Source organism: Spirillospora sp. CA-108201 (assembly GCF_050936235.1).
Lineage (GTDB): Bacteria > Actinomycetota > Actinomycetes > Streptosporangiales > Streptosporangiaceae > Spirillospora.
Window position 1 is genome coordinate 5,792,480 of sequence record NZ_JBNJNE010000001.1, and the last position, 25,629, is coordinate 5,818,108.

A 25,629-nucleotide genomic window follows, 5' to 3' on the forward strand; every position below is an offset into this window, starting at 1 on the left:
CGGCCGGTGCCGGGTCCTACTCGGCGCGGTCGAAGAACGGGGAGTTGGCGGCGGGCTGCGGGCGGGTGCCGGGCCTTCCCCCCGCGCGGACGCCCTGCACGGCGGGCTCGCGGGGCGCGGCGTCCCGGCGGGGCGCGCCCTGCCGGGCGCGGGCCAGCTCGCGCTCCAGGCGGCGCTTCTCCATCTCCAGGGTGGTCAGGGACTCCTCGTGCTCCTCGCGCAGGTCGCGCAGGTCGCGGCGGTTGCGGATGCGGCGGGCGGCGCCCTGGAAGACGAGCGCCATGCCGACGAGGAAGAAGAAGGCCACGCCCGCGCCGGAGAGGAACACCTGCCATTCGCTGCTCAGGCCCGGGACGGTCTGGTCGAAGACGACGAGGTTCGCCGGGCCGGTGTTGTCCATGACGACGCCGGCGCCGACCGTGATGGCGGCCGCGACCAGGAGAAAACCGATGAACACCATGGTCAGATCTCCTCTGCAGTGACTCCGGAGGGGGAACGGAGGCCCCCACCATGCCAGACCGAAAGTCGATCATGTCGCATTCGTCGGATAAATGCTGGTCAGAGGCATTCGTCCGAACTGACCGCGCCGGGTTCCGATCTGATCGCGGCGGGTAGTGACGGGACGTCGCGACGAGATCCGTGGAGGGCCCATGTCCGTGCAGGCCATCGTGTTCGACCTGGACGGCGTCCTGATCGACTCCGAGCCGGTGTGGGAGGAGGTGCGGCGCGGCTACGTCGCCGAGCGCGGCGGCCGCTGGCTGCCGGACACCCAGGACCGGCTCATGGGCATGAGCACCGAGGAGTGGGCGGACTACATCGCCTCCGACCTCGTCGACGGCGTCACGGCCGAGCAGGTCGCCTACGAGGTCATCGACCTCATGTCGCAGCGGTACGAGGACGGGCCGCCGCTGCTGCCCGGCGCCGAGGACGCCGTCCGCCGGATGGCCGGCTACCGCCCGCTGGGGCTGGCCAGCTCGTCCCCGCGCGCCCTGATCGACCTCGTGCTCGGGCAGCTCGGGGTGGAGGGCCTCTTCCGCGCCACCCTGTCGACCGAGGAGGTCGACAGCGGCAAGCCGGCCCCGGACGGCTACCTCACCGTCGCGGCGCGGCTGCGGGTCGCGGCGCGGGACTGCGTCGCCGTCGAGGACTCCAGCAACGGGCTGCGGTCCGCGCACGCGGCGGGGATGTCGGTGATCGCGATCCCGCGCCCGGCGCACCCGCCCGCGTCCGACGCGCTGGCCCTGGCCGCGCACGTCGCGGACGGCCTCGACGAGCTGACCCCCGAGCTCGCGGAGGCGGTCGTCCACAGGTGAAGGTTCGGGGGACGGGTGTCCGCGGCGGTTCGTAGTATGGCCCGGTGACTTCCCCTGAGACCCCGGAGACCCTCGACACCCTGCGGCGCGTGTTCGGCTACGACGCCTTCCGGGACGGCCAGCGGGAGATCATCGAGCACGTGGTCGCCGGCGGGGACGCCCTCGTCCTCATGCCGACCGGCGGCGGCAAGTCGCTGTGCTACCAGATCCCGGCGCTCGTCCGGAAGGGCACCGGCGTCGTCGTCTCGCCCCTCATCGCCCTCATGCAGGACCAGGTCGACGCGCTGCGCGCCCTCGGCGTCCGCGCGGGCTTCCTCAACTCCACCCAGGACTTCGACGAGCGCCGCGTCGTCGAGGCCCAGTTCACGGCGGGCGAGCTCGACCTGCTGTACCTGGCGCCCGAGCGGCTGAAGCTCGCCGCGACCGTCGAGCTGCTCGACCGGGGCGACGTCTCCCTGTTCGCGATCGACGAGGCGCACTGCGTCTCGCAGTGGGGGCACGACTTCCGCCCCGACTACCTGACGCTGTCCGGCCTGCACGAGCGCTGGCCCGAGATCCCCCGCATCGCGCTGACCGCGACCGCCACCGAGGCCACCCGAGGCGAGATCGCGTCCCGCCTCCGGCTCGAGCGGGCACGCCACTTCGTGGCGAGCTTCGACCGTCCCAACATCCAGTACCGGATCGAGCCGAAGACCGACGCCAAGCGCCAGCTCCTGCGCCTGATCCAGAGCGAGCACAAGGGCGACGCGGGCATCGTCTACTGCCTGTCCCGCAACTCGGTGGAGAAGCACGCGGCGTTCCTGAGCGAGAACGGCATCGAGGCCCTCCCCTACCACGCCGGCCTCGACGCCGAGATCCGCGCGGCGAACCAGGCGCGCTTCCTCCGCGAGGACGGCCTCGTCATGGTCGCGACCATCGCCTTCGGCATGGGCATCGACAAGCCCGACGTCCGCTTCGTCGCGCACCTCGACCTGCCCAAGTCCGTCGAGGGCTACTACCAGGAGACGGGCCGCGCCGGACGCGACGGCCTCCCGTCCACCGCCTGGCTCGCCTACGGCCTCCAGGACGTCGTCAACCTGCGCAAGATGATCGACGGCGGCGAGGGCGACGCCGCGCACCGCCGCCGCCAGGGCCTGCACCTCGACTCCATGCTCGCCCTCTGCGAGACCGTCGAATGCCGCCGCGCCCAGCTGCTGAACTACTTCGGCCAGTCCGGCGAGTCCTGCGGCAACTGCGACACCTGCCTCACGCCCCCCGAGACGTGGGACGCGACCGTCCCCGCCCAGAAGGTCCTGTCGACCGTGGTCCGGCTCGACCGCGAGCGGCGCCAGAAGTTCGGCGCGGGCCACATCGTCGACATCCTCCTCGGCAAGAAGAACGCGAAGGTCATCCAGTTCGACCACGACTCGCTGAAGGTCTTCGGCATCGGCGCCGATCTGCGCGACGTCGAATGGCGCGGCGTCGTCCGCCAGCTCCTCGCGCAGGGCCTGATCGCCGTGGAGAGCAACCACGGCACGCTCGTCCTGACCGACGAGAGCGCCGGCGTGCTGCGCGGCGAGCGCAAGGTGATGATGCGCCGCGAGGCCGAACGCCCCGCCGCGAAGGCGGCGAAGACCGCCAAGGCGGCCAAGGCCCAGGTCGAGCTCCCCGCCGAGGCGATGCCGATCTTCGAACGCCTCCGCGCCTGGCGCGCCGCGACCGCCAAGGAGCAGGGCGTCCCCGCCTACGTCATCTTCCACGACGCCACCCTGCGCGAGATCGCCACCGCCCTCCCCACCTCCCTGGCGGAGCTGGGCCGCGTCAACGGCGTGGGCGAGAACAAACTCGCCAAGTACGGCGACCAGGTCCTCGAAACCCTGGCCTCGGAGTAGGGGCGACCGACGACGACCGCCACGGCCTAGGTATCGCCGTCAAGGCCGGCCATCAGCTCCCGGCGGTCGCTGGAACGCGTCCACGCGACAACCCGCGTGACGCCTGCCCGCTGGAGGGCTCGGACCGGACACGGTCGCCACACGGCGGTGTCACCCTCCGTGGGATCGACATATCTTTACTCTGTGTTATCAGTTGATTACCATGTGCACATGACACGCATGAACAAGATCGCCATCGGCGGGGTGCTCGCCGTCGCGTCGCTCTCCCCCGGCCTCCCGGCGGTGGCGCACGCCGCGACTCCGGCGGCGCCCCACGACAGGGCGGCCACCCCGGCCGAGCGGACCGCGCTCGCAGCGTGGAGCGTGCGGTGGCGGGCCAAGATATCGGCGGACTACTTCAAGGGCCACAGCTACCGGTGGGTGTCCCAGCCCTTCATCGCCAGGGGACGTCTCCAAGGCCGGTTCATCTGCTGGAACAACAGGGACGGCGGCACGATGCGGCTTCAGATCGTGAGGGAGAACGGCCAGATCCTCCGCGACACCGGCGCCCGGCCGTGCGACTGGCACTGGCACTCCACCGCCGCTCTCAGATTCAAGCGCTCCGGCATCGTCCGCTTCCGCCTCGAAGCCGGACGCCCCGCCCACACCACCACGGTCCAAGCCCGTGTCTCCCGTTGACCCGACCACGGGAACCACAGACCAGCGGAGCGCGAGTGTTGCTCGCCCGGGCACGAGCTGGACCTGTGCGGGCACGAGCTGGACCTGTGCGGGCACGAGCTGGACTCGCGTCGCCTCAGGCCGGAGGGTCGGGGCGGAGGGTCGGGGCGGCGGTTTCTCAGCTGCGCGGCCGGGCGTGCGGGGCCTCGTGCTAATCGGGGTGGTGCTCGGCGGGGTTCGGGGAACTCTCAGGGTTCTCCCAGGATTCCGCGTGGCCTTCTGCCAGGCGCGGCCGCTTACATGTCCGGTATGCGAAACAACCGGAAGACGATCGCGGCCGGGGCCGGCGCCGCCGGGCTCCTCGGGCTCGGGCTCTACTTCTCCGTTCCCGCATTCGCCGACGACCCCGCGCCCTCGCCCTCTCCCACGGCGCACGGGGGCAAGGGGCACCCCGGCAAGGGGCACCCATTCCGCCGGGCGCACGCGCTGCGCGGTGTTCACGGCGAGGCCACCGTCAAGCGCAAGGACGGGTTCCACCTCGCGACCTGGCAGCGCGGCAAGATCACGGCGGTCTCGGCGACCGGGGTGACCGTCCGCAGCGACGACGGCGTCTCCTGGACGTGGACGGCCGACGGCAAGACCCATGTCCGCAAGAACGGCGAGAAGTCGTCCCTCAAGGGTCTGGCCGGCGGCGACCAGGTGCTCGTCGCCGGGGAGCGCTCCGGCGGCACCCGGACCGCGCGCCTGATCCGCGCCCCCAAGCACCGCTAGTCCGCCGGCGCCCGCCATGCCGGGTAGTTTCGGGCGGGTGAGTCCGACATGCGGGAGCGAAGCCGGCGTGGGAGCGAGCTGCGGGAGCCGATGAGCGAGACCCGGCGGGTCCTCGTCGTGGACGACGAGGCCAACATCCGTGACCTCATCGAGGTCGCGCTGCGCTTCCACGGCTTCGCGACCGCCACCGCCGGCACGGGCGGGGAGGCGCTCGGGGCCGTCCGCGAGGCGCGGCCCGACCTCGTCCTGCTGGACGTCATGCTGCCCGACCTGGACGGCTTCGAGGTGTGCCGGCGGCTGCGCGCGGACGGCGAACAGGTTCCCGTGATCTTCCTGACCGCGCGGGACACGCCGTCCGACACCGTCACGGGCCTCACGCTCGGCGGTGATGACTACGTCACCAAGCCGTTCTCGATCGAGGCGCTGATCGCCCGGGTGCGGGCCGTCCTGCGCCGGACGGCCGCGCCGGAGCCGTCCGCCGGGCCCGTGCTGCGCGTCGCCGACCTCGAACTCGACGAGGCGCACTGGACGGTGCGGCGCGGCGGCGTCCCCGTCGAGCTGTCCCCGACCGAGTTCCGGCTCCTCGCCCACCTGATGCGCAACGCGGGCATGGTGCTCTCGCGCGCCCAGCTCCTCGACGGCGTGTGGGGCTGGGACCACGGGAACCCGCAGGTCGTCGAGACCTACATCAGCTACCTGCGCCGCAAGCTGGACCCGCTCGGCACCCCGCTGATCCACACCCAGCGCGGGGTGGGCTACGCGCTGCGGCCATGACGCTCAACGCCCGGCTCCTCACCGGCCTGCTCGCGGTCACCGCCGCCGGGCTGGCGATCATGGGCCTGGTCAGCGCGCTCGTCCTGAACGGGTACCTGATGCACCGCGTGGACGGCCAGCTCCAGGCCACCCGCGACCGCGCGTTGGCGCGCCTCCTGCGCCCCGGCCTGCCGGAGCAGGGCGTCGCCCCCGCCCAGTTCGTGGTGCTGGCCGTCGGGCCGGCGGGGCGGGTCCGCGTCCTCAGCGGCGAGGCGCCCGCGCCCGAGCGGGCCGTCCACGAGGTGCGGCGGCTGGGAGGGGACGAGCTGGCCGCCCGCGCACGCGACCTCGAACCGTTCTCCCTCCCCGGGCTCCGCGCGGTGGCGCGTCCCTGGCGGAACGGCGTCGTCGTCGTGGCGTCCCCCCTCACCGAGATCCACGCGGCCGTCCGCAACCTCGTGCTGTCCGAGATCGCCACGGCCGCCCTGCTGCTCGCGGTCCTGCTGGTGCTCGGCCGGTGGCTCATCCGCCGCGGCCTGCTGCCGCTGGACCGGATGGCCGCCACGGCGCACGCCATCACCGCGGGCGGCGACCTGCGCGCCCGCATGCCCGGCCCCGGGCAGCGCACGGAGACGGCCCGCCTCGCGTCCGCCGTCAACGTGATGCTGGAGCGGATCGAGCAGGCGTTCTGGGCGCGCAGCCGCTCCGAGGCCCGCGTCCGCGAGTTCGCCGCCGACGCGTCCCACGAGCTGCGCACGCCGCTCACGGCCATCCAGGGCTACGCGGAGCTGTACCGGCACGGCGCGCTCGGGCCGGACGAGCTGCCGGGCGCGATGCGCCGCGTCGAGGAGGAGGCCCGCAGGATGAACAGTCTCGTCACCGACCTCCTCGAACTCGCCCGTCTCGACCGCGAGGCGTCTCTGCACCCCGTCCGCACCGACCTCGTCGCCCTCGCCCGGGACGCCGTGGCCGACGCGACCGCGGCCGCCCCCGACCGTCCCATCGTGCTGGACTCCCCCGACACTCTGGCCGCGACCGTCGACGAGGCCCGCATCCGCCAGGTGTTCGCGAACCTCCTGGCCAACGTGCGGGCCCACACACCCCCCGGAACGTCCACGACCATCCGTCTGGCGCCGGGCCTGATCGAGGTCGCGGACGAGGGGCCGGGCATGTCCCCGGAGGACGCCGCCCGCGCCTTCGAACGCTTCCACCGCGGCACGCAGGGCGGAACCGGCCTCGGCCTTCCCATCGTCGCCGCCATCGCCGCCGCCCATGGCGGACGCGCCGAACTCCTCTCCGAACCGGCCAAGGGGACGATCGTCCGCATCACGCTCGGTTCCCACTGAGCGGGACATCCCGGTGCCGCCGAGGACGCCGTCCTGCACAGTCCGAAGGTCGGCTCCCCGAAGCGAAGGAACCGCGGCATGGCGGGCTGGAGTCATCGGTACGCGCGAATCAACGACCTGGACGTCCACTACGTGGAGCAGGGCGAGGGGCCGCTCGTCGTCCTCCTGCACGGCTTCCCGCACATCTGGTTCAGCTGGCGCCACCAGATCGGGCCGATCGCCCGCGCGGGGTTCCGCGTCGTCGTGCCCGACATGCGCGGCATGGGGCACACCAGCGGCCCCCGGGACCACCGCGAGTACGGCGTCGACCGGATCGTGGGCGACCTCACCGGCCTCCTCGACCACCTCGGCGAGCAGAAGGCCGTCTTCGGCGGGCTCGACTTCGGCCTGTTCGCCGCCTACGACCTCGCCCACCACCATCCGGACCGCGTCGCCGCGATCATCGGCCTGGAGAACCCGTTCTTCACCCCGAGCGACGAGTCGCCCCTGACGCTCGCCGCCCGCCAGGCCAGGCGGCATTTCAACCACATCCACTACTTCGTCGAGCCCGGCGCCGCCGACCGCGACCTCGCCCTCGCGCCCCGCGAGTTCCTGCGCAAGGTCTTCTACGCGCTTTCCAGCGATTACCACTACCTCGACGTCTGGCGGCAACCCCCGGGCACGTCCTATGTCGACGCGCTCCCCGAGACGCCGCCGCTCCCCTGGACGTGGCTGACCGAGCCGGAGCTGGAGTTCTACGTCGACGCCTACAGCCGCAGCGGCTTCACCGGCGGGCTCAACTGGTACCGGGCGATGGACCTGTCCTGGGAGTACCGCAAGTCCTACGGCGGCCGGAAGAACCCCGTCCCGTTCTACTTCATCGGCAGCGAGCAGGACGCCGACCTGGAGGGCTGGCACGGCGACGACCCCCTGGGCAGGCTCGGCGACCACCACGCCGACGTCCGCGGCGTCCGGATGATCAAGCAGGCCGGCCACATGATGCAGATGGAGAGGCCCGCCGAGACCACGGCGGCGATGCTCGGATTCCTCACGGGGAGCGACAGGTGAGCCTGACCGAAGACCGGGTCGTCGTGGTCACCGGCGCCAGCCGCGGCGCCGGCAAGGGCATCGCGCTGGCCCTCGGCGCGACCGGCGCGACGGTGTACGTGACGGGACGGACCCGGTCCGAGGGCGATGCCGACCTCCCGGGCACGGTCCTCGCGACGGCCGAGGAGATCGACGCCCGCGGCGGCACCGGCGTGCCCGTGATCTGCGACCATTCCGACGACGCGCAGGTCGCGGACCTGTTCGAGCGGATCGGACGCGAGCACGGCAGGCTGGACGTCCTCGTCAACAACGCGTTCACGATCCCGGACGGCCTCACCCGCGAGGGACCGTTCTGGGAGAAGCCGCTGGCGCTCCAGAGCATGTTCGACGTGGGAATGCGCTCCGCCTACGTGGCCGGCTACTACGCCGCTCCGCTCCTGGTCAGGAACAATGCGGGCCTCGTCGTCAACACCTCTTCCTTCGGCGGACGCTGCTACATGCACGGCCCGGCCTACGGGGCGGGAAAAGCCGCCGTCGACAAGATGGCGCACGACATGGCGGTCGACTTCCAGCCCTACAACGTCGCCGTCATCTCGCTGTGGATGGGCCTGCTGAAGACCGAACGGAACAGGGCGCTCTTCGAGGGCGTCCCCGAGCGGTACAGGTCGTTCGCCGCGGGTGCGGAGTCCGCCGAGTTCAGCGGACGGGTGATCGACGCGCTCGCCCGGCATCCGGAGCTCATGCGCTGGAGCGGGCAGGTGCACATCGGGGCCGAACTCGGCGCCGAACTGGGCGTGGTGGACGTCGACGGAAGCAGCCCCCGGTCCCATCGCGGGCACCTCGGCGACCCGCCCGTCTTCAACCCGGCCGTCGTCAAGTAGTCGGCAACGCCTTCACCAAGGCTCGCCCGCCCCACCGGTCGGCGATTCAATCGGACTTCCTTGTTCAGCTCGCATATCTCCCGCGCGACGAAAAAGGTTGAACATGTCGGGGGGCGATGCGACGTCCCCATCGTCGCAGTGACCGCAATTAGTGGAGATACGCCGGAATTGCCCCAAGAAAGGGCACCTGACCTGCCGCGCGGGCGGAGTTATGATCCGAAACAGGGCCGAGGAGATAACGGTCCCATCCGGGACGCCCGGACGTCCGTTGTCCGCATTCCTTCGTCCATCCCTGTCCGGCCGAGACCGAGCGAGACAGGGCGATGGGACTCCAGCGAGGAGGCACCATGACCCACGTCGAGCAAGAGTCCGCCCCGCGCACTCCGTCGGCGATCGCCGATCCGGCGCCCCTGGGCCTGGCGGCCTTCGCCCTGACCACGTTCCTTCTGTCGGCCAAGAACGCCTCCTGGACCAACGGCACCGACGCCTGGCTGGGCTACGCCCTCGCCTACGGCGGCATCGTCCAGATCCTGGCCGGCATGTGGGAGTTCCGCCATCGCAACGTGTTCGGCGCCACGTTCTTCTCGTCCTACGGCGCCTTCTGGCTCGGCCTCGGCCTGTACGCCGTCCTGATCGCGGGTGGGGCGACCCCCGCCCAGGAGGCCAACGACCTCGGCTGGATCCTCCTCGCCTTCGCGATCTTCAACACCTACATGATGCTCTGGGCGAGCCAGATCAACCAGGCCCTCCTGGCGGTCCTCGTCGCCCTGGAGGCCACGGAGATCATCCTGTTCATCGGGAACTTCGCCACCAGCGAGACCACGGTCAAGATCGGCGGCTACCTCGGCGTCCTCACCGCGATCTGCGCCTGGTACGCCTCCGCCGCCGGGCTCATCAACGGCATGACGGGCCACACCTTCCTCGGCGTCGGCAAGCCCCTGAAGGCCCTGACCGCCCGTTCCGGCTCCTCTCCGCGCTGAACCCGGCGGGCCGCCTCGCGGGGACGGCGGCGCTAGGGTGAGTCCGTGACCCCCCGTCCGGAAGATTCGGCGCGCCTCGTCGGCGAGGACGACCGCGACACCGCCGCGAAGCGCCTGCAGGACGCGTACGCCACGGGACACCTGACGCGCGAGGAGATGGACGAGCGCCTCGACCAGGTGCTCAACGCCAGGACCCGCGGCGACCTCGCGGTCCCCCTGGCCGCGCTCCCGGACGAGGACGCGGGGGCCACGTCCACGATCGGCGCCGCCACCGGACGGATCACGCGGCGCGGCGCGTGGCGCGTCCCGCGCTCCCTCAAGGTCGAGTCCGCCTTCGGGAAGGTGCGGCTCGACCTGTCCAAGGCGATCATCGAGCACCCGGTCGTCGACATCGAACTGCAGGTCGGCACCGGCCGAGCCAAGATCACCGTCCCCCGCGACGCGATCGTCGAGCTCGACGGCCTGCACACCGGCCTGAAGGACGCCCGCTACACGCCCCGCCGCCCCGATCGCCCCGGCGGCCCCAAGATCCGCATCACCGGCGCCATGGGCTTCGGCCGCCTGAAGATCCGCCACGCCCGCCGCTGAGCCGCCCGGCGCACGGCGTCACTCGTCGAGCAGGGCCCGGACTCCGTCCGCGCGAGGCGACCGCGCAGCCACCGGCCGCCGGACGGGACGTCCCGCCGCGTCGGGGGTGAAGGCCCAGACGACGAGGGCGCAGAGCGCGAGCGCCGCGCCGAGGACGGTGGGGCCGACCCAGCCGGCGGCGTCGAACAGCGCCGTGGTCGCGGCCGCTCCCAGGGCCGAGCCGAGGGAGTAGAAGACCATGTAGGCGCCGATGGTGGTGCTGGTGCGTTCGGGGTAGGCGGTCGTGAGCGTGTGCTGGTTGCTCACGTGGACGGCCTGGACGGCGGAGTCGAGCAGGATCACACCGAGGATCAGCAGCGGCAGCGACCACGAGAGCTGCCCGATCGCGACCCAGGACACGATCAGCAGGCCGAGCGCGATGCCCGTGACCCGGCGCGCGTGCCCCGCGTCGCCCCAGCGTCCGGACCGTGCGGCGCCCAGGGCCCCGGCGAGCCCGGCGACGCCGAAGAGCCCGATCTGCGTCTCGCCGAGGTGCCACGGCGCACCGGCCAGCGGAAGGGCCATACCGCTCCACAGGGTGCCGAACGAGGCGAACAGAAAGAACGTGATCAGCCCGCGGCCGAGGAACACCGGCTGGACGAACAGCCCGCCGAGGGACCGCAGGACCTGCCCGTACCGCGCCGCGTCCGGGCGGACCTCCGCGGGCAGCCCGACGAGGGCGAGCAGCGCGAGGACGCCCGCGAGGGCCGCCAGGGCCAGGTAGATGCTCCGCCATCCCCACAGGTCCGCGAGGACTCCCGCCACGACGCGCGCGCCGAGGATGCCGATCACCACCCCCGAGGTCACGACGCCGAGGTTGCGCCCGCGCTCGGCGGGCGGGGAGATCGACGCCGTGTACGCGACGGCGGTCTGCACCACCACCGCGAACACGCCCGCCCCGGCCAGTCCGGCGAACGCCGCCCAGGCGGCCGGGGCGGCCGCGGTGATCGCCGCTCCGGCGGCCACCAGGCCGAGATGCGCGGCGATCAGGCGCCTGCGGTCGAGCATGTCGCCGAGCGGCACCAGCAGGACGAGTCCCGCCAGGTAGCCGAGCTGGCCGGCGGCCACGAACCAGCCGAGCGAGTCGACCGGAACGTCCAGGTCGCGTCCCATCGCACCCAGCACCGGCTGCCCGGCGTAGACGCTCGCGACCGCGACCCCGCACACCGCCGCCAGCAGCAGCCTCGTCCTCCAGTGCACCGCCACCACCTCCGATTGGTTTCATTTTGCAACTGAACGGAGCGTAGGCCAGAATGGTTTCAATACGCAACTCACTGGAGATGTGATGGCACGCGAGGAGACCGGCGGGCAGAGCCCCGCGTGGACGGACCCGACCTGCCCGGTCGCCCGCACGGCCGACCTGGTCGGCGACCGGTGGAGCCTGCTCATCGTTCGCGACGCGATGGACGGCGCCCGCTCGTTCACCGACTTCCAGCAGCGCACCGGCATCGCCCGCAACATCCTCAGCGAACGGCTCCGCAAGCTCACCGCCCACGGCCTGCTCGCCCAGGTCGACGCCCCTTCGGGCAGGCGCCGGCTCTACGCGCTCACCGACGCGGGCAAGGACCTCTTCCCCGTGATCGTGACGCTGCGGCAGTGGGGCGAGCGCCACGCCTTCGAGACGGGCGAACCGCACTCCGTCCTGCTCGACGACGACGGCGCCCGCGTCCCCGACCTCCTGCCGACGGCGGCGAACGGCTCGCCCCTGACGAGCGACACGACCTCGGTGCGACGTCCCGCCTGATCCCTGGGGACGTCAGGTGCAAGCCGGGCTCATCCGCGAGCCGCGGCGTGGATCCATCTCGCCAGGGTGCTGAGGTAGCCAGGGGCGAGCACACCGTCCCGCCGCACCCGATGGTCGGCTCCGGGGAACACCTCCACGGTCAGCGTCACCCGGTGGCCGCGGTCGCCGTCACAGGCGGCGTCGCTGAACAGCCGGATGCTGTCGGCGACGGGAACAAGCTCGTCGGCACCGCCGAACACCGCCAGGCGCGGGCAGCGCAACCGAAGCGCATCGGGCAGGGGATCGTGATCCTGCTTGCGCTTGAGGAATTCCCAGCCGCCGGCGTCGACATCGGTCCAGAAGGCGGCCAGACCTGGCGGATTCCCGGCTTCGGCGACGATCCGGGTCGCCTCAGCGAAGCCGCAGGGGTCACGCCAGGGCAACTGTTGGTGATGACCCCAGGACGGCGCATCGCGGGCGGCCGCGCGTAGAGCCACCCAGCCGCCCTCGCTGTGACCGAACGAGCCGGCCGCTCCGTCCGGCACCTCTGACTGCGCGCGCAGAAAGTCCAGCGCCGCCTCGTAGCTGAGCACCGCTATACCGGCGTCCAGCAGATATCGACGGATCGAGCGGAAGTAGCCGTCGTCGTCCCGATCCGACGGTCCCGAGCCCCCGACCAGAACCACGCCCGCCACTGCTTCTCCACCCGGAACTCCGAGCAGACCGGCCAGCGTGACGCCCTCGGCACCGAACCGGACCTCACGCATATCCCGCCCACCCGGCATGCCCTCAGGCTACGAGCCACGTGCCGCCTCAGAAGCGTCGGCGAACGGCGCTCTCTTTGTCCCGGCCGCCGATGGTGGGGCCTGCCGGCCAGAGGGCCGCCAGGTCAGTGGGCGTCAACGGGTCTCGGTAGGCGGCTTGGAGGACGGCCGTCCCGGTGGCCTGCTCCGCGGTGGCGAGGTTGGCGAACCAGTCGATTCCGGCGGGGTAGGACCACAGGTACGAGCGGAGTTGCGGATTCGCTCCCCTGTCGGTGAGGAAGTCGGCGACCGCGCCCTCGTTCGTCCAGGGCATGCGGAACCGGGCGTGGTCGACCAACTCGGCGACGCCGGCGCCCTGGTCGAGAGCGATGTGCAATTCAGCCCGCACGAGTTGGTTGAAGTGGTCGAACCGGACGCGGGCGACCAGTTGCTCGTCATCGGGGGCGACGAACAGAGGCAGCGCCTGCGCGAGCCCTTCGAGCAGGACCTGTTGCGGCGCGTGCACCGACATCAGCCGCACCCAGGGGACCTCCCGGGCAGCGGCTCGGGCCGTCCAACTCGCGCTCTGAAGGCCGTGGCCGAGCACCTCGTGCAGGGCGAACTGGCGGGCGGCGACCTTGGTGAAACCGGCGCGGCAGAGATTGAGGCGCAGCCGCACATTGTCACCAGAACCGTCCAGCCAGTACGCCCAGTAGGCGTCCACCTCGGCGGTCTCGATGGTGAGGTTGAACGGGGCCCGACTGCCGGTGGCCGCCCGGACGGCGGCCTCGTGGTCAGCCGCGGCCTGCCTGATCGCATCGGGCGCGTCACCGGCCTCGATCGGCCCCTCCACGGCCCTCAGATCCCGGACGGTGTCGGGCCCCCACCCGACCCCGAGGACGTCGAGCGCCTCCCGGGCCAGGTCACCGCGATAGGCGACGTAGTCGTCCCGCCAACCGGCGGCGACGCACCCCTGCGTGGCCTGGACGTAGTCGCTCAGCGGAGGGTGTTCGCCCAGGACGGCGCCGAGGTAGGCCAGATCGGCGGTCAGACGCGCGGTGAGACGCTCGGCGCCGGCCTCGACGGTGCGGGCGCGCAGATCGGCGAGGCGCCGGTAGACCGCAAGGCGGCTGGTCGCCGGCTCGACAGGTGCGGCAGTGGGCGCGCAGTCGAAGTCGATGACGCCCACCGCCCCACGTTCCACCTCGTAGGCGTGCCAGCCTCGCAGGGTCGTCTCGATCTCGTCTCGCAGATCCACGTCGCTCCCAGCGCAGCGTCCGGCCCAGGCGCCCTGACCGCGTCCTTGTCGTCGATATCCGAACGAAGCTATCCGCAGCCGAGTTCTCAGTCCCGATCCGGGGCAAGCGGTCAACCGGCCGGTAAGGCGACCTGAGCGCCACCGCACAGTCGGCTCCGAGTTCAAGATCGGCTAGATCGCTTGCGCCTTGCGCTGGTACCGGACGGTCATGGCTGATGCCCGGTTGCCGGGTGTCCCCTTCGTCAAAGGAGAGTCCCACCATGACTGCCAACCAGTCTGCCGCGCAGAAGTCCCTCCAGGAGAAGCTGGACCTCATCGCTGCTCTGGGCCCGCTGGCCACCGCCGGCAACGAGACCGCCAAGGCGCAGCTTCGGCAGACCACCCTGGCCCTGATTCCCGAATCGGCCAGGGGCGTGGCCCACAGCCTCCAGACCATCCTGGAGGTCTTCACGCAGCTCGGCGCCACTTCCCCGGACGACTTCAGCAAGCTCGCCGACGAGGAGCTCACGGGCACCTTCACGTACGTCACGACGGTGGCCCAGCGCCTCGCGGACCTCGACGCGGAAATGAACAAGATCAATTTCCCGAACTGATCCGCTGTGACCTGAGCCGGTCCGTACGAGACCCCGTCTCAGGATCGGCTCCCCACACACGAACCCCGGCCGCATCGGCCGGGGTTCGTCTTGTCCCGGCAACCGCGAAGGTCCCGCCGGCCTGAGATGACGTGTGGGCACGCACGGCCATGAGCGGAGCCCTCTTCCGTGCCCGATCGGCGCCCAGGGCACATGCAAGAGGCCCCTTCCGAATCGGAAGGGGCCTCTGAGCCGTGCGCACCCGCGAAGTGGCTCCCAACGTGGCTCCCGTAGGAGCCCTTGGATCTGTTGGGGCTTCCTGGTCGGTCTGTTGATGATCGGACAAAGACCTCAACCTGATCGGTTGCCGCGGATCTCCCGGGCCGGACAGTGATTATCAATAACCTGAGGTGGGCCGCTCGTACAGGCGGTTCCACGAACGAAGGCGCAGGCTGAGGACCCGGCCCAGTATTCGCCGAGGCGAGCTGCTGCGGCTACTTCTCCGAAGGGAACAACTTTGCGGATCCGCATCGGTCGTGTCGTCGCGGGAGCAGTAACTCTCGCTTCCGCGGCTGTCATGACGACCACCGGCAACGCCTCCGCTGCCCCCGTGGAACAGGAGTGGTCCACGAAGGGATCAGTGCCGTATGACCACGTGTGGAAAAGGGACGGCGTAGTGGTCTCCGTTCTGGAGCACGGTGACGTCGTCAGGCTGCGCGACAGCAAGGCGAACGGGCACGCGGCCTACGTCACCGTCCAGGCAGGCAGCAAGGGTTACACCCTTCGCGCCGCCAAGAACGGGGATATCGCTTTCGTCAGAGCCTCCTACGGCGCAAAGTACAACCTGCCAGAGAATGTTTCTGTACGCCTCACCATCTGGGGCGATGGCGTCAAGCCTCACTACCCGAACAAGTCCTTCGTCAACGACCACTGAGCTCTTCAATCCTGATGAACGCCCCCATCTGTGATCTGGTGGGGGCGTTCGCGCTGGTAGCGCCTTAGACGCAACACACCGCGCTCCGGGGGGCGCTGGTCGAGTTCGTTGCCCAGCTCGAAGAGGAAGCGCGAGGCAATCCATCTCGGGCTACGACGAGAAGGGACGTCGCGTCCACAAGAAGGTGTCGGGCCGGACGCGCAACGAGGCGGCGGCACCGGGGCGCAAGCGACTGGCCAAGCTCACCGTTCCGGAGGTCGACGACCTGTGGCAGGCCGAGCGGGAAGCCAGCGCCCCACGTGGTGGCCGGAGAGGGGCGAACGCTCACGATCGATCAGTCGAAATCGCTGCCCGACGCGGTGACCGGCCACCGCTTCGAGGTAGCAGTCATGATCGCCTTGGCCTACGGGGGCGCGCCGCGGTGAAGTTCTCGGACTTCACTGGTCCGCACTCGACTGCGAAGCGGGCACAGTGCGGCTCACGCACGCCGCGAAGAGAACCGGGACCGCGACAAGGCGAGCAAGCGGAAGACGCGCCTGGTGATCAGCGAACTGAAGACGCCCAGGTCACGCCGGACACTGACCCTCACGCCACAGCTCATGGCCAAGCTTCGGCGGCTCCGTGTCCAGCAGGCTGAGGCCAAGATCGCGGCCGGTGAGCTGTGGAACGATCACAGGCTGATCTTCGCGAGCGAGGCCGGGACGCCGATGGATCCCGACAACTTCTCGCACACCCTCTCCAAGCCGGCCGAGCGCGCGGGGCTCGGCCACTGGCACCCGCATGAGCTGCGGCACTCGGGAGCCTCGCTGATGCTGGCTCAGGGGGACGCCGCTGCACACGGTCTCTGAGATCCCCGGGCACACGTCCCATCACCAACGGCGTCTAGGGGCATCTGCTCGTCGATGACAGCGGGCGGCGGCCGAGACCAGGAGCGGTACCCGCCTCGGGGGCCGATCGAATCCAGTGGCCCCCGAGGTGGCTCCCATGGCGCACGCAAGAGGCCCCTTCCGACATCGGAAGGGGCCTCTGAGCTGGTGCACCCGAAGGGATTCGAACCCCTAACCTTCTGATCCGTAGTCAGATGCTCTATCCGTTGAGCTACGGGTGCCTGCCGGAGTTACTGTACCGGCTCCGGGGACCTGTCCGCGAATCGATTGGGGGACGCGGAGCGCTCATACTGTGACCTGAGTCACGGAACCCTTGGTGGGGTAGGTACGCCAAAGGGGTGATTAGGGCGAGTGTGGCCTGCGAGGGTGTAGCCCGTCCGAAAGACAACCCCCTGAAGGAGAATCCCCATGCGCATGTCCGCCACCAAGCTGGTCGGCGTCGTCGCCGTCGGTGGACTGATGCTCGGTTCCACGGGCTGTGGCGCGGTCGACGCCATCGCCGGCGGCAAGAAGAAGACCGCCTGCAAGAACATCGAGACGGAGCTGCGGAGCTTCTCCAGCGGCGGCATGACGATGTCGTCGCCCAGCGGCGCCTCGGCCACCGCGCAGAAGTTCTCCGACACGGCCTCCAAGGTGCGTTCCGAGGGCCAGAACGCCGGCGGGGACGTCGAGTCCGCCGCGACCGCGTTCGCGGGCGACCTCGACCAGACCGCGTCGATGCTGCGGCAGGTGCAGTCCGGCAGCACGACGCCGCGCCAGCCCGACCTCGCGGGGATGCGGCAGCACGGCAACGACCTCGCCGAGGCCTGCGGATTCACCGGGTTCCGCCTCGGCGGCTGACGCTCCCGCGATCCGCTCCCGCGGCCCCGGGAGCGCGGCGCTCGGACGTGTTTCCGACTATGCTGACGGAGCCGCGGGTCAGACTTTGCTGGTTGGCTCGCCGACCCGGTAACCTGTCCTGGGCCTGACGGCTCCTGGAGGATTCGCCTAGTCCGGTCTATGGCGCCGCACTGCTAATGCGGTTTGGGTGCAAGCCCATCCGGGGTTCAAATCCCCGATCCTCCGCCACTCTGACCAGGGACTTCGTCCAAGATCGCAATCTTGAGCGAAGTCCCTGTCGCGTTCCAGATGTCCGTTTCTCCTGGCCTGGTGTGCACATGGTGTGCACGGGAGGTCGGCGGAGTGCTTTCGTTGCCGGACAGTGCGGGCGCTGACTGGCTCGGCTTTGATTACCCTGCGTGTTGGCCGCGCCGGTTGCGTCGATCCGCAAGCGAGATCACGTTGGCGGCGTCAGGTGTGCTTTGCCGCGTCCGGCGAGGGACGACCGCAGCCACCGCCTCGGCGGCTGCCCGGGACACCTCGGGAAGTACTGAGGTGTAGGTGTCAGCCGTGAACGAGTCGCGGGCGTGGCCGAGAGTCTCGCTGATCACTTTCATGTTGACGTTGCCGAGCAGGGCGAGCGTCGCGGCTCCGTGCCGTAGATCGTGAAAGCGGATCGGCGGCAGCGGCTCACCTCCCGTCGCCACCTGGACAATGCGAACTGAGATCCGGTGGTGACGAGCGATCCTGTCGATGGCCCAGCCCTCGATGGAGTGCTTGCCCTGGACAAGTCCGTACTTCTTGATCAAGTCATCGAACCGTGTGGAGATCCACTGGGGACGCAGCCGTGCCCCGTCCTCACGGATGAAGACCCGTCCGGAGTCCACCCATATCTCGGGGCCGGCGGCGGATCTTTCACGTTCCTGAACGGCCCGCCAGTCCAGCAGTACCGAGATGGTCGCCTCGTCCAGCGCCACGGTGCGCTCGCCGGCCTCGGATTTGGTGTCGTCGTACTCGTCGCCCTGGCTCTCGGAGCCAGGACGTGTCCCGCGGACGGTCAGCGTGCCTGCGCCTTGGAGGTCGATGTCCGCCCAGGCCAGTCCTGCGACCTCGGCTCGACGCAGCCCGCGGAAGGCGACCAGGTGGAAGAGGGCGTACAACCGCTCGTCCGTGATGAAGTCGAGGAAGGCGCCCGTCTGAGCGGGCGTCCAGACCATCACCGGGCCGGGCACCTTTCCGGTCTCCTGCCATCGCTGGACGCGTTCGGTCGTCCAGACGAGCGGCTTCGCCCGCCTCCCCCTGATGCGAGGTGTTTCTACGTGCGCGATCGGGTTCTCCCCCAGGCGCTTGGACTTCACCGCCCGGTTAAGAGCGGAGAGCAGAACCGCATGGATCTTCCTCACCCGCGTCGGGGAGATGGGCTTGGTCTGTTTGCGACGGGGAGCCTCTCCGACCTTGAGCTGTCGCGTTGAGTACGCGCGGACTTCAAGCAGGCGCCGGAGCATCTCGCTCGGCTTCGCCCCCTCGGGGAGCGGGCGGTTGATCTGCATGATCGCCTCGTACAGGGCGATCACGTGCTTATCCCTGAGGTCGACCAGCTTGAGATGTCCCAGCCCGGGAACCAGGTAGAGCTGGACGATCTCCGTATAGTCTTCGCGCTGCTCACGGAGGCGCTCTCGTCGACCTGCGGCGGAGGTGGCGCACGAGGAGGGCCCGCTCGCGGCCCCCAAGGCGTCGCGACACGGGTGGCCGGCGACGACGACGCCGGATGCCTGCTCGGCAGCGGCGTGTTCCTGCTCCGGCCCGACCTGGCACGTCTCGATCCATGGTTCCTCGCCGGGTTCGCCAGCGCACCTGACAACGCCAGGCGACCACCACATACCAGCTCGTGCCGCCTCGGTTACGTGTCCCGCTGCTCACACTTGATGAGCAGGCCGCTTACGGTCACGCGTTCCGGAGGATCCACGAACTCCGAATCAGCGCGCGAAAGGCCGCTGCCTGCGCAAACGAGACGGCGGACCTTTGGTCCACCACCCTCGGCAGCGGTGCGCTGCTTCCTTATGAAGCCGAGTAACGGGGAAACCGGAACTTCCCCGACATGAAGGCCCCTACGATCCGTTTAACAACGGTCTGCACGTTAATCGGCGTGTGGTGGCCAACAAATGTCCGAGGCCCGTCTCCATAGAGACGCCCGGGGGGATGAGGGTGTGGCTGTGACTGCCGATCGCATCGCGAACCGGTTCCGCGTGACAGGCGCTCTCGGCAAGGGCAACATGGGCGAGGTCCACCGCGCCATCGATCTTCAGGCGGACGGCGGTGACCGGGACCGCGAGGTCGCGGTGAAGGTGATCCTGCGCAGCCGGACGGGTGCGGTCATCGACTCGCGGGCCGATATGAAGGCCATTCAGCGGTTCGAGCGCGAAGTCATCATCATGCAGCGCCTCAACAAGCACCCGAACCTGCCTCGAATCATCGCGGGCGGCCTCGACGAGGGCGACGGCCTGCCGTTCATCGCAATGGAGCTGCTCAAGGGCCACACCTTGCAGGTGCTCACTGGGGTACACGCCCAGCTTCCGGTGGCCTGGGCCGCGGCTCTCGGCGCGCAGATCGCGGACGGCCTGTCGGTCGCGCACCGCGCCGACATCGTCCACCGCGACCTCAAGCCCGCGAACGTGATGCTACTTCCCGGCGGCCAGGTCAAAGTCCTCGATTTCGGCATGGGCCGGATCATCGACGACGGCGAGGCCGGCAGGGTGACGAGTACGGGGGTCACGGTGGGCACCGCCCGCTACATGGCCCCTGAGCAGTTCCTCGACGCGGCGGTGACGCAGGCCGCCGACCTGTACGCGCTCGGCTGCATGCTGTACGAGCTGCTGGTGGGTGTCCCGCCGTTCGTGAGTGAGAACGCGCACGAGCTGGGGGACAAGCACCGGACGGAGGCGCCGGCTCCGCTGCGGCTGCTGCGTTCGGACGTCCCCGAGGACATGGCCCGGCTGGTCGAGCGGCTCCTCAGCAAGCAGCCGGAGGACCGGCCGGCCGACGCCGTGGCGGTCCGCGAGGCGCTCCTTCCCCTCGCCGAGGGCGAAGCGGTGGTCGAGGACTGGGCGGGCTACGACCCGGTCCGCTACCTCGCATCGACCGGGCGGGCACCCGCGCCCGAACCAGCCCCCGCGACGGAGAAGCCGCGCCCCGCAGTGGGTTCGGTGATGGACGTGTTCGGGCTGCACCGGCAGCTCATCGAGAACTACCGGGAGTTCACCGAGGGCGGGACGGTCATCCGTGACGGCCGCATCGCCGCGTACGTCGAGAGCACCCTGGACGAGAAGTCCCAGTGGCCGGACCCGTGGGTGTCGCTGAATCCGTTCTTCGCGTCCGGCGGCACCGTTTCGGAGTTGAGCGGCGCCGGCAAGCTCCTCCACGAGGAGTGCGCCCGCATCTTCCAGGCGGGCAAGACCCGAGGGGGCACCAAGTGCGACGGGCGTCCGCTCACCCTGCACCAGCACCAGCTTGAGGCGATCGAAGCCGCCAACCGCAAGCGGTCCTACGTCCTGACGACCGGCACCGGCTCCGGAAAGTCGCTGTCCTACATCGTGCCCATCGTCGACCGGGTACTGCGCGAGCGTGAGACCACGGCGGGCAAGCGCGTCCGGGCGATCATCGTGTATCCGATGAACGCCCTGGTCAACAGCCAGCTCAACGAGTTGGAGAAGTACCTGCAGGACGGCTACGGCGTGGGCCGTGAGCCGGTCACCTTCGCCCGCTACACCGGGCAGGAGGACGACGAGCGCCGCAGGGAGATCCGCGACAATCCGCCGGACATCCTCCTCACCAACTACGTGATGCTGGAGCTGATGCTCACCCGGCCGAGGGATCGCGGTTCGCTGATCCGGATGGCGAAGGGCCTGGAGTTCCTGGTCTTCGACGAACTGCACACCTACCGGGGCCGTCAGGGCGCGGACGTCGCCCTGCTCATCCGTCGGGTGCGCGAGGCGTGCCAGGCCGAGAACCTGCAGTGCATCGGCACGTCGGCGACGATGTCGAGCGAGGGCACCTTCGAGGACCAGAAGAAGGAGGTGGCCCGCGTGGCCACCACCCTCTTCGGGACCGAGGTCGACAAGGACGACGTCATCGGCGAGACGCTGGTGCGCGCCACCGAGGAGCCCCCGGACACCGTGCCGGCGCAGCGGCTGCGGGCGTCCGCCGCCCCCCGCGCATACGACGACCTGGTGAAGGATCCGCTGGCCCGCTGGATCGAGACCCGGTTCGGCCTCGCCGAGGACCCGACGGGACGACTCGTCCGCCAGACGCCCGCGAGAATCGAGGAGGCCGCCGCCGACCTCGCCGGGGATTCCGGAGTCCCGGAGGAGGTGTGCGCGCAGGCGATCCGCCGCACCCTGGAGGCCGGCTCGGAGGCCCAGCACTCGGTGACCGAACGGCCCCTGTTCGCGTTCCGGCTGCACCAGTTCCTGTCCAAGGGCGACACCGTCTACGTCACCCTGGAGGACCCGGCGACGCGACACCTCACCCGCGACTACCAGCTCGTCCAGCCGGAGACGGACGGCAAGATCCTCCTGCCGCTGGCGTTCTGCCGGGAGTGCGGCCAGGAGTACCTGACCGTGTGGCGGACGGAGAAGGACGGCATGGTCCGCTACGGGCCGCGCCGCGACACCGCGGCGTCGGGCGGCCGCGAGGGCGACGGCTACCTGTATGTCGACTCGGGCCGGCCCTGGCCGCGCACCGTCGAGGAGGCGATCAACGACCGCCGGCTGCCGGAGTCGTGGCTGGAGGTGGACGACACCGGCCAGGAGGTCGTGCGCACCAACCACCGCTCGAAGCTCCCGGTGCCCGTCCGCGTCGATCCCTACGGTGTCGAGGGCCAGGGCGAGCTGGACGCCGCGTTCATCCCCGCACCGTTCCGGTTCTGCCTGCACTGCGGGGTGAGCTACGAACAGGTCCGCGGCAAGGACTTCGCCAAGCTGGCGACTCTCGACCAGGAGGGGCGTTCCTCGGCGACGTCGCTGGTGTCGGCTTCGATCATCCGGTTCCTGCGGGCGGTGCCCGAGGGGGCGCTCGTCAAGGAAGCCCGCAAGCTGCTCACCTTCGTCGACAACCGGCAGGACGCCTCCCTCCAGGCCGGTCACTTCAACGACTTCGTCCAGATCACCCAGCTTCGCGGCGCGCTCTACCGGGCGGCCGTCGAGGCGGGTGAGGAGGGCATCAGCCACGAGGACCTGGCGTCCAGGGTCGTCGGCGCCCTCGGTCTGGACGTCGCGGACTACACCGGCTCGTCCGACCTGCCCCCGTCGATGGCGCGCAACGCGGCGCGGACGCTGCGGGACGTCGTCGCGTTCCAGCTCTACCTCGACCTTGAGCGCGGCTGGCGCGTCACCATGCCCAACCTGGAGCAGACGGGCCTACTGAAGATCGACTACGAGGACCTCGACTGGCTGGCCGCCAGGGAGGACCGCTGGGAGGGAACGCACCGGACGCTGCGCGATGCCGAGCCGGGCCGCCGCGCCGAGATCATGCGAGCGCTGCTGGACGAGATGCGCCGCTCCCTCGCCATCGACGTCCAGTACTTCCGGGACGACTTCGACAGCCTCCGCCGCGCCAGCGAGGAGCGGCTCGCCGACCCGTGGGTCCTGTCGAGGGGCGACGAGCCCAAGGTCGGCACGGCCTACCCGCAGAAGGCGCGCCCCGGCCTCGATCGTTCGGGCCTGTTCCTGTCCGGGTCCAACAAGTTCGGCAAGTACCTGCGGCGCGTGCATTTCAGTGACCTGTCAGTGGACGACGCCCAGCTGCTCATCAAGGAGCTGCTCACGGTTCTGACCAAGGCGAACCTGGTCAAGGAGGTGTCGGTGACGCCCGGGTGGGCCAGGCGCGGCCGCCGGCCCACCGGCCCGACCGTGACCGGCTACCGCGTCTCGGCGGCGTGCCTGATGTGGCGGGCCGGGACGGGCGAGGTCGGCGCCCACGACCCCCTCACCCGCACCTACGCCAGCGGCGACGGCCCCCGCGTCAACGTCTTCTTCCGGGACCTGTACCGCGAGACCGCCGCGGAGCTCGGCGGCCTCATCGCCCGCGAGCACACCGCCCAGGTCGACCCTGAGGAGCGGCGCAAGCGCGAGGAGGCGTTCAGCGAGGCGAAGCTGAAGCTGCTGTACTGCTCGCCCACGATGGAGCTGGGTGTCGACATCAGCGCCCTCAACGCGGTGATGATGCGCAACGTGCCGCCGACGCCCGCGAACTACGCCCAGCGCAGCGGGCGGGCGGGACGGTCCGGGCAGCCGGCGCTCGTCACCACCTACTGCGCTACCGGCAACAGTCACGACCAGTACTACTTCCGGCGGTCCGCGCGGATGGTGGCGGGCGCGGTCGCGCCGCCGCGCCTCGACCTGGCGAACGAGGACCTCGTCCGGTCGCACATCCAGGCGATCTGGCTCGCCGAGACGGGCCTGGAGCTGCACAACAACATCCCCGCGATCGTCGACATCGGCTACGACGAGGACTCCCGCCGCCCCGACCCGCCTCTCCCCCTGCACGACACGGTCGTCCAGGCGATCAGCAGCGAGTCCGCGCGCAAGCGCGCCGTGGCGGCGGCCAAGAAGGTGTTCGGCGGGCTGCTGGACGACTTCGCCGCCACGGTCTGGTGGGACGACACCTGGATCGAGGACGCGGTCGAACGCGCCCCCGACCGCTTCAACCGGGCCTTCGACCGCTGGCGGGACCTGTTCAAGGCGGCGCTGGTGGACCAGGCGGAGCAGAACCGCCGCGTCCTCGACACCACGCTCTCCGACCGCGACAACAAGATCGCCGTCGGCCGGCGCCGGGAGGCCGAGACGCAGCTCGACCTGCTGAAGAACCAGTCGGCGGAGAGCCGGTCGGTCCTGTCAGACTTCGGCCCGCACCGCTACTTGGCCAGCGAGGGCTTCCTGCCGGGCTACTCATTCCCGCGGCTCCCCCTGGCCGCCTACATCAACATGCAGGACCGCCGCTTCCGGGACGGCGACTACCTGCAGCGCCCCCGCTTCCTCGCGATCCGCGAGTTCGGGCCGGGCGCGCTGATCTACCACGAGGGCGCCCGCTACCAGGTGACCCGCATCCAGCTCCCGCCGGGCGGGACGGGCGATGTCGTCACTTCCGACGCCCGCCGCTGCGCCGTCTGCGGCTACCACCACGACTCGACCGACCGCGCCGACCGCTGCCAGATGTGCGACGAGCGGCTGCCCGAGCCCAAGTACGGGCTGCTGCAGATGCACACCGTCTACACCAAGGCCCGCGCCCGGATCTCCTCCGACGAGGAGGAGCGCCGCAGGGCGGGATTCCGGCTCGTCACGTCGTACAGGTTCGCCGACCACGGCGCACGCGCGGGCCGCCAGGACGCCCTGATCACCGATGACGAAGGAAACATCGCCACGGTGTCCTTCGGCGACTCGGCAACGGTCCGGATCACCAATCTGGGCCGTCTGCGCGCCAAGGAGGGCGAGCCGGACGGCTTCTGGCTCGACCCGGCGACAGGCGAGTGGATGACCGAGAAGGGCGCCTCGGAGGCGTCCGGCGACTCCAGCGAGATGCCGGTCGTCGACACGGACGGCAACGAGAAGAAGCGCAAGAAGCGCGTCATCCCTTACGTGCAGGACCGCCGCAACATCCTGGTCGCACAGCTCGCCGAGCCGCTGGAGTACCCGGTCGCGCTGTCGCTGATGTACGCGCTGGAGCGCGGGATCGAGGCGGCGTTCGAGCTGGAGGACTCGGAGCTGTCCAGCGAGCTGCTGCCGCCCGACGACGGCCCCCGCGACCGGATGCTGTTCACCGAGGCGGCCGAGGGCGGCGCCGGCGTGCTGCGCCTGATGCAGTCGATGCCGGGCGCGCTCAGGAAGGCCGCGAAGGCGGCGCTGGACATCTGCCACTTCGACGAGCGCGGAGAGGACCTCGGCGGCCCGCACCCGGACCGGCCGTGCGCCCGCGGCTGCTACGACTGCCTGCTCACCTACGGCAACCAGCTCGACCACGGCGCGATCGACCGGCACGCCATCAAGGACCTCCTGGTGCGCCTTGCCGATGCGAAGACCACCGCGACGGGACGCGGCGAGTCCCGCACCGATCAGCTCGAGCGCCTGTCCCGCCAGTCGGACTCCTCGCTCGAGAAGCGCTTCGTCACCTGGCTGAAGGAGCGCGGTCTGCGGATGCCCGACGAGGCGCAGACCTATGTCGCCGACGCGCAGGCCCGCCCCGACTTCGTGTACCGGCTGCAGGGCGTGACGCTCGCTGTGTTCGTCGACGGCCCCGTCCACCAGCACGCCAACGTCAAGGAACGCGACCGCCAGGCGGAGCAGCGGTTGGACAATCGCGGCTGGGAGGTCGTCCGCTTCCCCCACGACGCCGACTGGGACGCCATCGTCGCCGAGACCCCGAGCTATTTCGGCGCCTCTCCCACCGCTTGATCCACACGTAAAGACACTCGACGA

The 25,629-nt window shown here is 70.4% G+C and carries 21 protein-coding genes and 2 tRNA genes; 17 read left to right on the forward strand and 6 right to left on the reverse strand.

What is annotated here, in order from left to right; genetic code table 11:
- Window positions 1-16: 16 nt before the first annotated feature.
- Window positions 17-460, reverse strand: a complete 444-nt coding sequence (locus ACQEU6_RS27895) for a hypothetical protein (protein ID WP_499336018.1) — start codon at window positions 458-460, stop codon at window positions 17-19.
- A 190-nt stretch (window positions 461-650) separates the two neighbouring features.
- Between ACQEU6_RS27895 and ACQEU6_RS27900 the strand changes: the two genes are divergently transcribed.
- From ACQEU6_RS27900 to ACQEU6_RS27945, 10 genes are all read left to right on the forward strand, one after another.
- The gene (locus ACQEU6_RS27900; RefSeq protein WP_499336019.1) at window positions 651-1,313 is read left to right on the forward strand and encodes an HAD family hydrolase; all 663 of its coding nucleotides are present in this window, start codon (window positions 651-653) and stop codon (window positions 1,311-1,313) included.
- Window positions 1,314-1,357: 44 nt separating this feature from the next.
- Window positions 1,358-3,184 (forward strand): DNA helicase RecQ, encoded by a 1,827-nt coding sequence (gene recQ, locus ACQEU6_RS27905; protein ID WP_499336020.1) that lies wholly within the window; start codon window positions 1,358-1,360, stop codon window positions 3,182-3,184.
- Window positions 3,185-3,394: 210 nt separating this feature from the next.
- Complete coding sequence (locus ACQEU6_RS27910; protein WP_499336021.1) at window positions 3,395-3,862, forward strand: hypothetical protein; 468 nt, start codon at window positions 3,395-3,397, stop codon at window positions 3,860-3,862.
- 288 nt (window positions 3,863-4,150) lie between these two features.
- Window positions 4,151-4,612, forward strand: coding sequence for a DUF5666 domain-containing protein (locus tag ACQEU6_RS27915; protein ID WP_499336022.1), 462 nt, complete (start codon window positions 4,151-4,153; stop codon window positions 4,610-4,612).
- Between the two features lie 90 nt (window positions 4,613-4,702).
- Window positions 4,703-5,386, forward strand: a complete 684-nt coding sequence (locus tag ACQEU6_RS27920; protein ID WP_499336023.1) for a response regulator transcription factor — start codon at window positions 4,703-4,705, stop codon at window positions 5,384-5,386.
- Window positions 5,383-6,711, forward strand: coding sequence for a sensor histidine kinase (locus ACQEU6_RS27925; protein ID WP_499336024.1), 1,329 nt, complete (start codon window positions 5,383-5,385; stop codon window positions 6,709-6,711). Before ACQEU6_RS27920 ends, ACQEU6_RS27925 begins: the two co-directional genes overlap by 4 nt.
- Window positions 6,712-6,789: 78 nt before the next feature.
- Window positions 6,790-7,758: an alpha/beta hydrolase gene (locus ACQEU6_RS27930; protein ID WP_499336025.1), complete on the forward strand. Its 969-nt coding sequence runs from the start codon at window positions 6,790-6,792 to the stop codon at window positions 7,756-7,758.
- Entirely contained in the window at window positions 7,755-8,618 is an 864-nt protein-coding gene (locus ACQEU6_RS27935) for an SDR family NAD(P)-dependent oxidoreductase (RefSeq protein WP_499336026.1), read from the forward strand. Before ACQEU6_RS27930 ends, ACQEU6_RS27935 begins: the two co-directional genes overlap by 4 nt.
- A gap of 347 nt (window positions 8,619-8,965) precedes the next feature.
- Window positions 8,966-9,598, forward strand: coding sequence for an acetate uptake transporter (locus ACQEU6_RS27940; protein WP_499336027.1), 633 nt, complete (start codon window positions 8,966-8,968; stop codon window positions 9,596-9,598).
- Window positions 9,599-9,643: 45 nt separating this feature from the next.
- Window positions 9,644-10,186, forward strand: a complete 543-nt coding sequence (locus ACQEU6_RS27945; RefSeq protein ID WP_499336028.1) for a DUF1707 SHOCT-like domain-containing protein — start codon at window positions 9,644-9,646, stop codon at window positions 10,184-10,186.
- 18 nt (window positions 10,187-10,204) lie between these two features.
- Here ACQEU6_RS27945 and ACQEU6_RS27950 read toward each other — a convergent pair whose 3' ends face one another.
- On the reverse strand, window positions 10,205-11,425 hold the full coding sequence (locus tag ACQEU6_RS27950; protein ID WP_499336029.1) for an MFS transporter: 1,221 nt from the start codon (window positions 11,423-11,425) through the stop codon (window positions 10,205-10,207).
- A gap of 85 nt (window positions 11,426-11,510) precedes the next feature.
- Here ACQEU6_RS27950 and ACQEU6_RS27955 point away from each other — a divergent pair, with 85 nt between their 5' ends.
- Entirely contained in the window at window positions 11,511-11,969 is a 459-nt protein-coding gene (locus tag ACQEU6_RS27955; RefSeq protein ID WP_499336030.1) for a winged helix-turn-helix transcriptional regulator, read from the forward strand.
- 29 nt (window positions 11,970-11,998) lie between these two features.
- On the opposite strand, the gene ACQEU6_RS27960 is transcribed toward ACQEU6_RS27955, so the two are convergent.
- Window positions 11,999-12,733 carry an alpha/beta hydrolase family protein gene (locus ACQEU6_RS27960; protein WP_499336031.1) on the reverse strand — a complete coding sequence of 245 codons (735 nt, stop codon included), beginning with the start codon at window positions 12,731-12,733 and terminating at the stop codon, window positions 11,999-12,001.
- Window positions 12,734-12,761: 28 nt separating this feature from the next.
- A complete protein-coding gene (locus ACQEU6_RS27965; RefSeq protein WP_499336032.1) occupies window positions 12,762-13,949 on the reverse strand; it encodes a hypothetical protein in 1,188 nt (395 codons plus the stop codon).
- A 260-nt stretch (window positions 13,950-14,209) separates the two neighbouring features.
- On the opposite strand from ACQEU6_RS27965, the gene ACQEU6_RS27970 reads away from it, so the two are divergent.
- The 3 genes from ACQEU6_RS27970 (at window position 14,210) to ACQEU6_RS27980 (ending at window position 16,303) form a co-directional block, all read left to right on the forward strand.
- Entirely contained in the window at window positions 14,210-14,542 is a 333-nt protein-coding gene (locus ACQEU6_RS27970) for a hypothetical protein (protein WP_499336033.1), read from the forward strand.
- 556 nt (window positions 14,543-15,098) lie between these two features.
- On the forward strand, window positions 15,099-15,455 hold the full coding sequence (locus ACQEU6_RS27975; protein WP_499336034.1) for a hypothetical protein: 357 nt from the start codon (window positions 15,099-15,101) through the stop codon (window positions 15,453-15,455).
- 539 nt (window positions 15,456-15,994) lie between these two features.
- Window positions 15,995-16,303 (forward strand): tyrosine-type recombinase/integrase, encoded by a 309-nt coding sequence (locus ACQEU6_RS27980; protein WP_499336035.1) that lies wholly within the window; start codon window positions 15,995-15,997, stop codon window positions 16,301-16,303.
- 184 nt (window positions 16,304-16,487) lie between these two features.
- Here the strand turns inward: ACQEU6_RS27980 and ACQEU6_RS27985 are convergent.
- Window positions 16,488-16,563, reverse strand: a tRNA-Arg gene (locus ACQEU6_RS27985).
- Window positions 16,564-16,750: 187 nt separating this feature from the next.
- Between ACQEU6_RS27985 and ACQEU6_RS27990 the strand changes: the two genes are divergently transcribed.
- Window positions 16,751-17,182: a hypothetical protein gene (locus tag ACQEU6_RS27990; RefSeq protein ID WP_499336036.1), complete on the forward strand. Its 432-nt coding sequence runs from the start codon at window positions 16,751-16,753 to the stop codon at window positions 17,180-17,182.
- 136 nt (window positions 17,183-17,318) lie between these two features.
- Window positions 17,319-17,410: transfer RNA gene (locus ACQEU6_RS27995), tRNA-Ser, on the forward strand.
- A 161-nt stretch (window positions 17,411-17,571) separates the two neighbouring features.
- Here ACQEU6_RS27995 and ACQEU6_RS28000 read toward each other — a convergent pair.
- Entirely contained in the window at window positions 17,572-19,041 is a 1,470-nt protein-coding gene (locus ACQEU6_RS28000; protein WP_499336037.1) for a tyrosine-type recombinase/integrase, read from the reverse strand.
- A 333-nt stretch (window positions 19,042-19,374) separates the two neighbouring features.
- On the opposite strand from ACQEU6_RS28000, the gene ACQEU6_RS28005 reads away from it, so the two are divergent.
- Entirely contained in the window at window positions 19,375-25,605 is a 6,231-nt protein-coding gene (locus ACQEU6_RS28005; protein ID WP_499336038.1) for a protein kinase domain-containing protein, read from the forward strand.
- Window positions 25,606-25,629 lie beyond the last annotated feature (24 nt).